Genomic DNA, 13,926 nt, shown 5'->3' on the forward strand with positions numbered 1-13,926 from the left:
ACTTGAACTCCCGACCTCCGGCTTATGAGGGATTATTGAAATTCGCGCCAAATTGCCTAAAAAACGGTATACAGCCAGTATTTCTTTAAATATCTGCTACAGTTTGCTACAATTTTTATCGCATAACGACGACAATGCAATATCTCGTAAAACGAAACGGCATATACCACTTTAGAATAGCCATTCCGCTATATTTAAAGCCGTATTTTGGCAATAAAACCGAATATACAAACTCTACCCGCACAAAACGCTTCACTTTAGCGATGAATCATGCTAAGATTTACTCTAGAATTTTTAATATGATTAAAAAGGCGGCTAAGATGAATTTGGGTAGCGAATTTATAGAGCATTTAGTGTTTACGCTTTTGGAAGCCAAGGAAATCAAAAGCGTCAAAGAGCATGATTTGCTCGGCAGATATATAAGTATAGACGGATTATTGTCGCTTAATTTATATCTAAAACAAAGCCTTAAGGAAAACAGCTTGCCCGGCACGATATCAAGAGAGGTCGACGAGATATGCAAGAAGCTATCTTGCGCCGATATCTCAACCAAGAAGGCTCTAGGTAAAAGACTACTAGAAGCTACTATCGACAACATAAATCATATATCTTATAAAATGTCTAAAAATCAAAAACTGTTAAACGATAAACAACAAGCCTTCGTACCGCTCAATAAAAAACGTAAAAATATAAATTTAAACGACGACGTTAAAAACGAGATAGCCAAAGTTACCGAAAATATAGATATAAGCACCTACCAAGACGATATAGATCTTTTAAAAGATAGCGATCTGGTGCTTCCTTTTACTAAAAAGTCATTAAAAAACAGCGTTTCGGAACTAACCGATTCGATAAATGCCCTGGCTAGGCAAAAAGGAGCATTGACGACGAACGATATCTTTAGGCTGTTCGGACATAAATTGCTGCCGGATGGGGACGATAAACCAAGCGGAGATTTAAAATTCGGATACGGCAATCTAGGCGACTCTACTTTAGGAGGTTGCGTTAAAGTGTATAAGGCGAGCGATTATGAGGATAAAGGCATAATTTTAAAAGACCTGGAAGAGAGCGACTTGGATGTGGCGCCAGAGCTTACCAATGCCGACGATACTGAATATATTAACGACATTACGTTAAATCAAGCTATTAAATTATCTCAAGGCATTATCGCAGATAGAGCCAAAGCACTGAGCGAACGGCTAAAATCTAGTAAAACCCTAGCTACCGTAGTAAACGAGCATGAAGCCGGAACGGACGTAATTACTCTTAAAACGGCTTTTAATAATTACGTATCTAACACTAGCGTATCTAGTAGCTGGAGCGATAGCACCCTAGGGCTAGTTAATCACGTAGGAAAGCTTATGTTTATGTACTTTAGCGGCGACTTAGATATTAAAAGCATAAAAAGAGACGATTTGCTCAAATTTAGAAATACCTTGCTTATACTCCCGACCAAACTCTCTCAAAACAATCTCTATAAAAACAAGAACTTAGACGAGATCATAGCTATAGCAAAGGATAAGCCGAAAATTTCCAAGTCTACTATCAAAAAATATATAGTTAGAATCTGCGAATTTTTTAAATATTGCTACGACAGCGATTACTTCGCTAAAAATCCCGCCACGGATATTCAAATAACCTTAACCGCCGATGACGTTATAAATAAAAAGCCATACCGAGATAGCGACGTAAACGCTCTTTTAGCCATCGTCGGCGATATCAAGGAAAACGGCGATACGAAAAGTCAAAGAGTAAATAAAGACGAACTGTTTTTCGTAACCCATATCGCAGCGTATTCTGGAATGAGGCTAAAAGAAATAATACAGCTAAATACCGACGATATAATAACCAAAGACGGCGTAGTTTGTTTTAGCTTAAATATGGAGATTGACGTAAATACCGATAGAAGCAAAACTTTAAAAACTAAAAACTCTATAAGAAACGTACCTGCTCACCCTAAATTAAAAGATATCGGACTTTTTGAACTAATAGATAGTAAAAAGAAATCTGGCGCTAAAAACGGTAAGCCCGTAAGACTATTTAATTGCGACAATAAAGACTTTTCGGAATATTTTAGAAAAAAGATCAACGTAAGGGTAATAAAAGACGATAAAACAAGGACGTTTCATTCTCTTAGGCATACTTTTATAAACAAGCTAATTCAAGGCGGCGAGAGGATAGAGCATATAGCGGCTCTAGTGGGTCACGAGCAACAATATAAGATCACCATAAATACTTACGGCGAACCCGTCAATATGAAAATTTTAAAAAGCTTAGTCGAAAAGATAAATTTTACAGAAGTTAATGAGGAATGGGAACAAAACGAGTAATGCCCTTAAAGTCGAAGGACGCAACCTAGTTCTTTGCGTAAGAAGCGAAATTTTTGCGTTTTTAAAAGCTATGGCAAGCACAAACGTAATCGTTTGATAAATTAAGAAGTGCCGCGATACGCATTTTACTCCCTTGCCCCTCGTTGCTTTGCTTGCGCGCTTGTGCGTACGGCAAGGCGACTTCTTTTTAGGGGATGTGGTATAATACTTTAAAATCAATTTGAGGAGATAAGATGACCTCGATTAACATACGAACCGATAATAGCAACCTAATAGAGGCTATAAGGGCTATTTTACGGCTAGATCCAAAAGCTAAAATAACCTATGACGATGACCTTGGAGAGCTAAGCCTTGCGGATGCGAAGCATTTGCAAGAAATTTCTGACGCAGACGATAGGGGCGAGGTAAAATACTATAGCTTTGATGAAATGAGAGAGCGCTCTAAAGAGCATTTACGAAAGCTCGGCACATCTTTATGAAAATAGTTCTTTCGGATAAATTCGGTAATGGGCTGGATGGAATACTAAATTTTATCGCTCAAGATAGCCTTAACAGAGCGACCGAATTTAACGATGCCTTGTATGACAAAATCCTGGAAATTCCAAGCAGGCCTTATAGTTTTCGCAAGAACAAGCTACTTAAACGAGAGGATACGAGAGACTTAATTTTTAAAGGCTACGTAATAGTTTTTCGTATTAAACCGGACTACATTAAAATTCTATCCATATATAAACATAATCTGCCGGATTATTAACCGACCGGCGTAGGTTTAGCGCATCCTATTGTTATTAAGTTTTATGCTGCATATATTCGTAGCAAAAACGGGAAAAATCTGAATCTTTTCTAAAATTTCCTTGCCTGCAAATACTTTTAAAAAATAATTTCTTTTAAAACCCCCTAAAATACTATATCTCTTTAAAATTCCAATCGCTAACTGCTCTTTTATCTTCCATTTTTCTAATGATCATGATAGGATTGAATAAAAATAAAAGGAGACCAAATGAGTACAAAACGAAAAACACGGCTTGAACAAGTTCAAGAAATCGTAAATAGCAAAGATACGGATTTCCAAACGAAATTTCAGAAGCTAAAACAAGCAGAAATCCGATGGAAATCTAAGCAGTTGTCTTTAAAAAAGGCTATCGAGGCACTCGAAAAAGAGAAAAAAGAGGTTGATGAAGCGCTTGCGGCAAGCGAGAAATATCAAAACGACGTAAATGCGATAATCAATGAGCGTTTAGGCGTTGCGAACGTCAGAGTAGAGCCTGCTTTCGTAGCTACGCCGACTACGCCAAAACAGCAAAATACTACATCGGCGCAGTAGTATTTTCTTTTTGGCGTCTTTTCAAAATGAGACCCCTTGCGGGTCCATTTTGCGAACGAGCGGCGCCAGCCGTATAGTGAACTCACTATGCACCCCTTACGGAGTGCGATGCCGTGAGCTTTTTTCTAGGCGCAAGGCCATACGAAAAAAGAGGTAGCAATGTATAGAGATAATCGGGCAAAATCCAGCGCAAATTTTTACAAGGCGTTTGCTGCCGGTATTTGGCATAATACAAGATATGGAAACAAGCCACTTTCAAGTTTTCCTGAGCACGAGCACCGTAATGTTGCAAACATGGGTTTCGAAGCGGCAAAGGAAATAGAGGCGAGACTGCTCGAGGAGCGCAGTCAAAAATACATGGAAACACATAATCAAAAATTTCAATGCAAGACCGCTTTCATTGAACTCGTCGTTAATATGCGCGAGCATCATACATTGGCCGATCTTGAACGCATTGCAAAACTTACGGAAAAAACATTTGGATATACGCCTACTTTGCTGACGATTCACGGAGACGAAGGACACTATGATCCACAAACTGGCGATTTCATCGCGAACGTACACGGTCATGTCCGCTTTTGCATTCTGGACCCGCTAGATGGGACGAGTCTGTATCGCAAAGAGATGCGAACAACAGAGGGGTACACTTTAGCGGAGCGAAAAAAGAAAATATCGCAATTTCAAACGGACGTCGCGCAAATTCTCGGGATGGAACGCGGAATTTCAAAAGAGATAACCGGTAGAAAACATTTATCGGCGTATGAGTATAAAAAAATGTTAGCTCGTCCAGATATCGCCGAAAAAATGGCTTTAGAAAAACCAGAAATCATCGAAAAAGTCGTCAAGAAACTGACCTTAAAAAAGTTAAAAGAAATGAATCAAGAGGTTAGGGACGAACTTAAAAAACTCGGAGCTTCAAGAGAAGACTATGCCGAATTAGAAGCGATTAAAAAGGCTGTAGAGCAAAAACTCAAAGCCAAAGAGCCTTTGACATTTGAAAACGTCGATCGACAATTCTCAGAGTTCTTAGAGGCTTTCAAAAACGAAATCAAAAGTGCTACGGAAGGAGCGATAATAAATTCTATTAATACGCTTAAATGCGATAAAAAACAAGACGGCGGGCATACTATAGTAGGAAAGTATTCGCAAGCACTAAATAACGGCACATACGACGTTATGAAAATCGTTGCCAATCAAATGTCTATAGCTATGAATTACGGTCAAAATTTAAGAGTCGCGGAACTCGAAAAAATCAAAAAAGAAAGAGACGACGCAATAAAAGAACGCGACGAAGTCAAAGGAGAGCTACGCAAAGCAACGGTGATGCTTGAAAAAGCTAGAGAAGCGGTAGAGCACTGGAGAAGCGTTGCGGAAGCATATCAAGACGCAGAATTGGAAAAGTCGGGGAAAAACGTCAAAATAGACCCGACTGTCGAAACGGTTCAATACAATACGCCGCAAAGATCGCAAAATTATGAAATAAGCCGCTAAATGTCGAAAAATCTTGCCGTTGTTTATGAAAGCTCAATTTTCAATAGCAAAAGAAAGGAAAGCCCTAAATCATGGCTGTTAAAAAAGCGTGTTTTTAGTTTAAGGTTTATAGGCGATAAGACACGGCGAAGCTTAAAGAGCGAAATGCCGTATTTTATGGGGTTACAAATTTAAGCTAAAATATCTTGTACAGATATGGTTTGGTTTTGTAGGGTTAACGGTTTTGGATTATTTTATATGATATAACCGTTTTAGAGCAAAGTGCCCGTTTGTCGTATTGTTGGGCGGATTTTAATAGATAAATTTTTATTTGTACAAATATCGTTATTTTATATCAAGCCGTTGTTGAACTTGCAAGGTCGTTCCGTTGTCGTTGTCTTGGTATATATCATATGTAATACCTTTTTCATTGGTCGTGTAGCACCCCCCCCCATGGAGAGGTATATTCATGACCATCAAGATTTAGTCTGTTTCTGGTGCCGCCTAGTATCTTCAGAATTTTGTTTGGGCTCGTTATATTGAGAACCTTATCCGTTCGTAGAGATATTCCGTTATTTTTGTCGTCGGTTAAATCCAGTTCTTAACACCATCGTCTATTTTTAGAAATACACTGTATAGTTGTTGCGTCTTTGACCTTAAAAAATAAAATTTTGCAGTTTGGGCATGGCGTCTGAATGAGTTAAATTTAACAAATTTAGCCTTCTCTTTGCGGGATTCCGAGCTTATAGCTGTATCTTTGCATGTTTATGATGAGCTCACGGTAGGTTTTGGCGCACAGTTTGTTGACGTACATCCGCATCGTATTTGGCGTGGTCTGTTTGTAGCGCCACGCGCTTGGTTCTAATCTCTCAAAGCTCACGACGTTGCCGGCGTTCGCGACCAAAATTTCAAGCGCGTGGCTTCGGTTTTAGTCAGGCGCACCGCCTCTTCGCGCCGCGAACAGCTTCTTTGCGTCTGTATCGTAAAAGTACCCACGCCCAAGGCTCATGCGTCCGCTACGGGCCTTACCCAGGGTCATTAAAAGTGCGCCGTAGAGCCGCTGTAAACTAAAAGGCCTGTGCAAAAACGTCTCTGCGCCGAGATTGATCGTTGCTTCTACGTTGTACCTGCTATTAAAGGTCGTGATAAAGATGATCGGCGCGCTTTTGCCCACCTCTTCAATAGGGCGCACCAGGCTAAAGTCCGAAATTTTGGGTAAATTTATATCGCTTACGACAATGTTAAAATCCTGCGTAAAAACAGATATCAAGCTCCGTTTTGCCGTCGATTGTCAGCTCTATCTTGCCAGCATACGGCCTTAGCGCTTCAAGTAGGCTAGCATCCAAGAGCCATCGTTAATTTTAACCGCGTCGCCTTATCTATCAGAAGTAAACATATAAATGCGATGCAAGCCGTCTCTTATACTTTCCGATGAAATCGTGTGACACATGGGTAGCTAAGACAGGTGGTGTTTTGCCCCATGCGCACTGCGTTACCAAGAGGACAAAACGTACCCATCGAGTGGCAGTCGATATAGATTCTGGTTGAGCGGAGAGGCGGCTTAGTATGTAGGGTTTATGCCAGACAGAGGCCGAGTACCGTAGCGACGACTAGCGCCCCGTTGACGGCGAGAGTTTTTAATACGATAGGGATTTAAAATTCGACGGCGAAAAGATGGAAAAACTAAATGGTATTCTTTTTGCACAAGATAGTAAAATGAACGAGACCGACTATTTGCTCGAACATGAGCCGAGCGCTCCAAGCCGCTACGGTCCGGATTTTTGAAAAACCGATTTAGAAACATTAAGCCTTGTAGAGCGGAGCATTTAGACATTATTGTTTTTAAGAACTTTAAGTTTTAATATACAAATTTAAACTCATATGGCACTTTTGGAACTATAACCGATACCGCCAAAGCATACAATAACGGGTCTAAAATATTAAGGCTTGCCCCTAAATTTCATACGAATTTAAATAAGCAGATTTATATCAAATTTTAATGATAACTTAAAATACACAATAGTAGAATATCATTATCAAAAAATATTTTTGTATTTTTAGAGATAGCATTATGTTTTAGGTGTATAAAAACAGTGACTAACTAGGTCAATACAACAACTCAAAGGAGTAAAATTTGAATACGGCAAACGAACAAACTCCAAATTTAACCAACAATCCTCAAAACTCAAATTTGACAAATTCCAGCTCAAAGAAATTTGCAAGAGACTACAATAAAGAGCCGATAATAGTAAAAAACTATGAAAAATCATATCAGATTTTGTTAAAAATGGCGCAATTGATGATCGGACTATGCGGTGCAGTAGTTTTAAATAGTTATGACGATTATACCGACATCATAGACGCTTTAATAAGTTGTCTGCCTGTATTTTTATTGATACTAATTTTTGCGCTAGGCGAATTTTATAGATATAAAAAAGAGCAACCCGTTTTAAAGATAAAAAACGGCAGTATAGAATTTTATGAAAAAGGCAAAAGAGTATTCGTCTCAAAACGCGATGATTTAAGGAAGTTTATTTATAAACCGTTTTTTATCGGCAGTGAAAAACCTACGGATTGGCTTTATTGGCTAGCCGTAGCGCCTATAGCTATTTACGTCATTACGCTATCTTCATATGTTGCATATTTTGCTCTTGGTTTTGTTGTATTTAATATTGTCGGGAATTTACTGACTAAGTTTTTTATGTGCCTTGTCTTGAGCGAAGGAAAGGGTATAAAATTTTCATCTTTTCCGATTATCCGCATAGACAAGCCTTATCACAAACCCGGTAGTTTTTGGGGTGTTTCATATAGCAGCTACTACACGATCACGATAGTCGATAAAGAGGCGTATAAGGAAGTAAAAGGATATTTTTTATCCAAACACGGCATAAATATCGATGAGATAGATAAAGTTTATTTTTAATAGAAAGGATTAACAATGAGTAACGATGTAAGCAGTAGAGAGGCCAAAGCAAAGCATGAGCTTGATAAAGCTTATGAGAGGCTTTTGAAAAATGCGGGTTTAACCAAGCTGATAATAGAAGAGTTTGGTAAAATGAAAGATGTAGCTAAAGTTTATGATATTTTGACATCTTTAACAGCAGCCCCACTAGAAGGAGGAGATGCGCTTAAGGAAGGAATAAGGAAATTGAATAATTCCTTTAAGGGTGTGGGCATAGGTTTTACTGCCGTGCAAGACGGACTGAAAGATGGTCTTGATTCAATGATGATTGGTGCATTAGTAGATGTTGGATTAGATTTTGGTGTAGAATTGGCTATAGGGTTTTTCAATAAGCCATTATCTGGGGCAATTGGTTTATTTACTACTGGCATAGGCATCGGAAATCTAATAAACAAAGCAACCGGCTCTCCAGAGCTAGATATCAATAAATGGCTTAAAGAAAGGATAGAAGAACTTCGAGGTGTAACGACCGACCTGCCTGAAATAAAAAACGGTATGATGTATCTAACTATGCGCGACGGTACTATATACGCAAGATCTCTAACCGAAAACGGAATGCATTTTATATCGGGCTCAGATAAAAACGACGTCCTCTTCGGAGGTGCCAACAAAGACATCCTAATAGGACACGGGGGAGGAGATCTTTTAATAGGAGGAGTAGGAGCAGATGATTATTTCGTAAATAACGGCGATATAATAGACGATAGCGATAAAAGAGGAAGGATATTTGATAGCGCAACCCAAAAACAATATACCGGAGGAATGTTTGATAAAAAATCGGGATACTATATCGGGGAGAACGGTTGGTATAAAATAGAAGGAAACGATCTGATAATAAATAATAAGATCACCGTAAAAGGATTTAATAAAGACAACAACGATCTGGGAATAACGCTACTAGAGGCCGACGATATAGCAATAAGCATAAAGGGTAAAACGGTCTTGTCTGAGCAAGGTAACGGAAAACATAGTGAAGGTTATAAGATAGAGCTGAATAGAAGCTTGGAAAAAAAATGAATGGATGATAGTAAAAGTCCTAAACGATAGCGGCGAAGAGAGATATGTGTTTTACGGGGATGTCCCGAAGGAGTATTATGATGCGCTTTTTTCAAAGAAAGTATATGGCGATACTACATATCTGAGCTGGAACGGAAATACTACGTCCAATGAAGACATAAATGTCGCCGTTAGCGTGAGCGTATATGCCCACTCGGATAATATAAAGGTAAAGTCCATAACTCCGTTGGGAGTAACCATAAAGGACGATGACCGTGACCCAAAAGAGGATCTTCCTGAAACCTACGATCCTATAGTAATAGATTTCAATAAAAACGGTATAACATCTACCAAACTCAATAACACGGTGCATTTCGATCATGATAATAATGGTTTTAAAGAAGCTACGGCTTGGATAGAAAAGGATGACGGACTACTGGTACTGGATAAAAACGGTAACGGTAAGATAGATAACGGAAATGAACTGTTTGGAAATCATACCATCTCAAATACCATATACAGATATACGGATAAAAAAGCTACCAACGGATATGAAGCTTTAAAGGCTTATGATCTAAATAATGACAATGTCATAGATGAAAAGGATGAGATATTTAGTAAGCTTAAAATTTGGAAGGATGCAAATTCAAACGGTATAACAGACGAAGGAGAGCTTAGCTCACTTACCCATAACAATATCAAAAGCATAGATTTAAACTATAAAGAGATAGCTATGGATGAAAATTCAAATACGGTAAAGCAAAGCTCTAAAGTTACTCTTAAAGACGGCTCCGTTTTGAATGCCAATGACGTATGGTTTAAAGTAAATTTGGATAAGACAAAAGAAGAAGATATAAATATCCCGCTTGAAATAAGATCTCTTCCTCAGGTCAAAGCATTCGGAAATCTAAATTCACTTCAGATAGCGGCAAGCAAGAGTGATACTTTAGCCGCTATGATAAATCTATATCTTATGCTAAACCCTGAAGATAGAAAGAAACACATAAACGATATAGTCTATGAATGGGCTGGGGTAAATGATATGGACCCAAACTCCAGAACTATATCCATCGATAGCAGGATGGTAAATGTTTATGAAAAGATTACGGGGAAACCGTTTACTTGGCACGGAAACTTTAATGATGAAAATATCAGAATATCTGCCAATATCATCAAAGAAAGATTTGACGTCTTTAAACACTACGTCTACGCAACGATAGAGCTTCAAACTACATATGCCGATATTGATTTGGATACGGAAACTATGAGCTTGGAAAATAATGTAAAACCAAGCTATAAATTCGACGCTTTAAATTCTAAGCTTACTCAACTATATAAAGACAATCGGCATGACGAAATCAAAAACTTAATGGATATAGTCAGAGAGGCCGGCGCATATAAGCCTGTGTTTCAGGAAACTCTAAAAACAAACTTGATAAGTCTTTGCAGCAGTGATAATAAATTCTTATCTCTATGCTTAAATACCTATATTCAAGGAACCGACGATGACAATACGATCAATGGAAGTTTTGAAAACAATTTTATAGTAGGCGGCAAAGGGAATGATATTCTTTATGGTGGAGGCGGAAATGATATATATGCATTTGCTAAAGGCGACGGTAAAGATACTATCTATGATACGGCAGGTAACGATAAAAAAAAATTTTAAGAAGGCATAGCTCCTGGCGATGTGAGCTTTAAAAGAGAGTTAGACAAACTCATAATATCAATAAAGAGTGGTAGCGAAGCAGACGGTGACAGCATAACCGTCCAAAATTTCTTCTCCGTAAACCCTGCGATAGGAAATAACACCGTTAGAACGATAACGTTTGCTGATGGAACCGTTTATGATTTCAATAAAATTCTTGAGCTGACTCCGCTAAATTCTACCGATAAAGACGACAAGCTTTATCTAACGGACGATAACGACACCTTTGATGCGGGACCAGGAAATGATGAAATTTGGGGTGGTAACGGAGATGATACATTAAGTGGTGGCAGAGGCGATGATATTCTTTATGGAAATAACGGTAATGATACGATTTACGGAAACGAAGGCAATGACGTCTTGCATGCGGATCTAGGCAACGATACGCTAATAGGAGGACGAGGAAACGATCAACTATACGGAGAAAGTGGCAATGATACCTATATATTCGGCAGAAATTGGGGAAACGATACTATAATAGAAAACTACTATGACCGCAATAATATAATTAAATTTACTGACAATATTACCAAAAACGATTTGGTATTTAACAGAAATGACCGTGATTTGATTATTTCCGATAAAGCCGGCGCTAATTCTATATGCGTAAAAGATGTTTTTTATCTATCTTACGATTATGCACAATTAAATTCAAAAATATCCAAGATAGTATTTGCGGATGGTAGCGAAATCTTGGAAAAAGACTTTATAGATCCGCTATTAATCAATCCAACCGATAACGATGATAAACTGGTGGGGGCTTTTGACGCCAACTATACTATCGATGGAAAGGGTGGGAATGATACTATTATTACAAACAAAGGCAATGATACATTAATAGGCGGAAAAGGCAATGATACTCTTATGGGAGGAGAAGGCGACGATACTTATATTTACAAAAAAGGAGATGGAAACGATATTATACGAGATCTTAACGGCAATAATATAATATATTTTAAAGATATCGGACGAGACGGGATTGAGTTCTTAAAAAATAATGATGACCTAATTATTAAAATAAAAGAGAGCAATGAGACTATAACCATAAAAGATGTATTGCATAGCTACCAAAGAGATTACGTTAATTTTGCTTTTAAATTTATGGATGAAAGTATTATGAACATCCATGACGTACAATTTTCTTTAACCGGAGACGACGAGAATAATGTTTTAAGGGGTTACACTACTAGCGATACCATATACGGCAAAAAAGGAAACGATACTATCTACGGCGGGGCCGGCAACGATACATATATCTACCATAAAGGCGACGGCAATGACATTATATATGATTTGCAAGGTAGCAATATAGTAGAGTTTAAGGATATTAATAGAGATGAAGTGGCTTTTACGGAAAGCCGCGGCAGTCTATTGGTAACGATAAGGGATACTAATGAACAAATAACTATTATGAATTTTTTTAACTCTGAGTCGTCTAGTATGAGTTTCGGGTTTGCCGACGGAACTACTTTGGACAAAAACGCAGCAAAGGCAGCTGCCCTGATAGGCGACGATAAGGATAATATAATCCAAGGATACTATTCCGACGATATACTAAAAGGTAACGACGGAAACGATACGCTTTACGGCGGAGGAGGTAGCGATACTCTAGAAGGCGGTAAAGGAAATGATATCTTAGTAGGCAATACGGGAGGAGATACTTACGTATTTGGAAGAGGGGACGGACAAGACGTTATCTATGCGCTAGACGCCGATTACGGACGATTTAATATAGACGATAAAGGAAATTATAATATTTCATACTACTACAATCAACAAAACTCCAAAGGCACAGATATCATTAAATTTAAAGAAGGCATAACTAAAAACGACCTAATCTTTGAAAGAGCGGGCGCTAATAGGCATGATCTTTTAATAAAAATAAAAGATACCGACGATTCTATTACCGTAAAAGATATGTTTAGCGATAGCGTAAGTTCAAGAGGCATAGATAAAATAGAGTTTGCGGACGGCTCTTTTATGAGTACCGACGATATATACAAAAATACTCCTCTTGTGATAAATAGAGCTGATCAAGAACGAACAAACAGTTCCGTATACTCAGACACCATAATAGGAAACGATCAGAATAATATCGTATACGCCAATGATGGAGACGACACCCTAACCGGAGGCAAAGGAAACGACTACCTAGATGGAGGAAACGGAAACGACATTTACGTATACAATAAAGGCGACGGAAGCGATACTATCTATGATACCGGAGGAGCAGATACTATCAAATTCGGTCAAGGTATCTCTAAACAAGACTTAATTGTCAAACGAAGCGAACGAGTAAATGCTGACGGCCGCAAAGAGTATAGCGATATAAAGATATCCTTTAAAAACTCCCCAAATGATTCCATAACCATAAAAGACATAATCGCTAGCAATAAAGTAACCGAAGAAAATAAAATAGAAACCTTTGAGTTTGAAAACGGTGAAAAGCTAAGCTTTGAAGATATTAAAAAGCTATCTTTAGTGGGTTCAAATGAGAGCGATACCTTGATAGGCTACGTTCATTTCCATAATATAATGAGCGGCAACGAAGGAAACGATAAGCTCTACGGTCAAGGCTGGAACGATACTATGGACGGCGGAGAAGGAGATGATATAATAGAAAGCGGTAGCGGTAACGATACTTTAATAGGAGGAGCGGGTAACGATACTCTAAACGGAGGCATAGGCGACGACGTATATATCTATAATAAAGGCGACGGCAAAGATACGATAATAGACGGGGGTGGAACGGACGTTATAAAATTCGGGCAAGGCATTAATAAAGAAGATTTGATTGCCACTAAAATCGGCAAAGGTTATTATGGAGACATTGTATTAACTTTTGCTAATTCGCAAAACGACTCTATAACCATAAAAAATATAATTTTAGCCGGAGAAATCAATAACGCCAATAAAATAGAAGCCCTTGAATTTGCCAACGGCGAAAAGTTAAAGATTGAAGACATTAAGTTAAACATAATAGGCACCGAAGAAAATGATAATATGCGAGGCTATGACGGTTTTAGCAATATCATTAAAGGCAATGGCGGAAACGATAATATTCAAGGCGGAGAGCTAAATGATACCGTATACGGCGGAGAAGGTGACGATACTATAGACGGAGGAACCGGCAACG

At 38.3% G+C, this 13,926-nt stretch carries 11 protein-coding genes; 9 read left to right on the forward strand and 2 right to left on the reverse strand.

Annotated features, from left to right (window positions below):
* The first annotated feature begins 134 nt into the window (after positions 1-134).
* The 5 genes from H740_RS10785 to H740_RS10805 all read left to right on the forward strand — a co-directional run bounded on the left by H740_RS10785 (position 135) and on the right by H740_RS10805 (position 5,145).
* Positions 135-2,330: a tyrosine-type recombinase/integrase gene (locus H740_RS10785; protein ID WP_002953806.1), complete on the forward strand. Its 2,196-nt coding sequence runs from the start codon at positions 135-137 to the stop codon at positions 2,328-2,330.
* Between the two features lie 233 nt (positions 2,331-2,563).
* Entirely contained in the window at positions 2,564-2,809 is a 246-nt protein-coding gene (locus H740_RS10790; protein WP_002953807.1) for a hypothetical protein, read from the forward strand.
* Positions 2,806-3,084, forward strand: coding sequence for a type II toxin-antitoxin system RelE/ParE family toxin (locus H740_RS10795; RefSeq protein ID WP_002953808.1), 279 nt, complete (start codon positions 2,806-2,808; stop codon positions 3,082-3,084). Before H740_RS10790 ends, H740_RS10795 begins: the two co-directional genes overlap by 4 nt.
* 246 nt (positions 3,085-3,330) lie before the next feature.
* The gene (locus H740_RS10800; protein WP_002953809.1) at positions 3,331-3,654 is read left to right on the forward strand and encodes a hypothetical protein; all 324 of its coding nucleotides are present in this window, start codon (positions 3,331-3,333) and stop codon (positions 3,652-3,654) included.
* Between the two features lie 159 nt (positions 3,655-3,813).
* Positions 3,814-5,145: a hypothetical protein gene (locus tag H740_RS10805; RefSeq protein WP_002953810.1), complete on the forward strand. Its 1,332-nt coding sequence runs from the start codon at positions 3,814-3,816 to the stop codon at positions 5,143-5,145.
* Between the two features lie 694 nt (positions 5,146-5,839).
* Here H740_RS10805 and H740_RS10810 read toward each other — a convergent pair.
* Both H740_RS10810 and H740_RS10815 read right to left on the reverse strand, forming a co-directional pair.
* Positions 5,840-6,028 carry a response regulator transcription factor gene (locus H740_RS10810; protein ID WP_002953811.1) on the reverse strand — a complete coding sequence of 63 codons (189 nt, stop codon included), beginning with the start codon at positions 6,026-6,028 and terminating at the stop codon, positions 5,840-5,842.
* A 24-nt stretch (positions 6,029-6,052) separates the two neighbouring features.
* Positions 6,053-6,394 (reverse strand): response regulator, encoded by a 342-nt coding sequence (locus H740_RS10815; protein WP_002953812.1) that lies wholly within the window; start codon positions 6,392-6,394, stop codon positions 6,053-6,055.
* 864 nt (positions 6,395-7,258) lie between these two features.
* Between H740_RS10815 and H740_RS10820 the strand changes: the two genes are divergently transcribed.
* From H740_RS10820 to H740_RS10835, 4 genes are all read left to right on the forward strand, one after another.
* On the forward strand, positions 7,259-8,047 hold the full coding sequence (locus H740_RS10820; protein WP_002953813.1) for a hypothetical protein: 789 nt from the start codon (positions 7,259-7,261) through the stop codon (positions 8,045-8,047).
* Between the two features lie 15 nt (positions 8,048-8,062).
* Positions 8,063-9,103 carry a calcium-binding protein gene (locus H740_RS10825; RefSeq protein ID WP_002953814.1) on the forward strand — a complete coding sequence of 347 codons (1,041 nt, stop codon included), beginning with the start codon at positions 8,063-8,065 and terminating at the stop codon, positions 9,101-9,103.
* Between the two features lie 4 nt (positions 9,104-9,107).
* Positions 9,108-10,751 carry a hypothetical protein gene (locus tag H740_RS10830; protein WP_002953815.1) on the forward strand — a complete coding sequence of 548 codons (1,644 nt, stop codon included), beginning with the start codon at positions 9,108-9,110 and terminating at the stop codon, positions 10,749-10,751.
* A gap of 21 nt (positions 10,752-10,772) precedes the next feature.
* Positions 10,773-13,926, forward strand: a 3,154-nt coding sequence (locus H740_RS10835; protein ID WP_002953816.1) for a calcium-binding protein, incomplete at its 3' end; no start/stop codon positions are given.

The organism is Campylobacter showae CC57C (assembly GCF_000344295.2).
GTDB classification, from domain to species: domain Bacteria; phylum Campylobacterota; class Campylobacteria; order Campylobacterales; family Campylobacteraceae; genus Campylobacter_A; species Campylobacter_A showae_B.

Bases quoted from the DNA above. Each gene is read 5' to 3' on its own strand.
- H740_RS10800 (WP_002953809.1), top strand. From the start codon at position 3,331: ATGAGTACAAAACGAAAAACACGGCTTGAACAAGTTCAAGAAATCGTA.
- H740_RS10825 (WP_002953814.1), top strand. From the start codon at position 8,063: ATGAGTAACGATGTAAGCAGTAGAGAGGCCAAAGCAAAGCATGAGCTT.
- H740_RS10830 (WP_002953815.1), top strand. From the start codon at position 9,108: ATGATAGTAAAAGTCCTAAACGATAGCGGCGAAGAGAGATATGTGTTT.
- H740_RS10790 (WP_002953807.1), top strand. From the start codon at position 2,564: ATGACCTCGATTAACATACGAACCGATAATAGCAACCTAATAGAGGCT.
- H740_RS10795 (WP_002953808.1), top strand. From the start codon at position 2,806: ATGAAAATAGTTCTTTCGGATAAATTCGGTAATGGGCTGGATGGAATA.
- H740_RS10785 (WP_002953806.1), top strand. From the start codon at position 135: ATGCAATATCTCGTAAAACGAAACGGCATATACCACTTTAGAATAGCC.
- H740_RS10805 (WP_002953810.1), top strand. From the start codon at position 3,814: ATGTATAGAGATAATCGGGCAAAATCCAGCGCAAATTTTTACAAGGCG.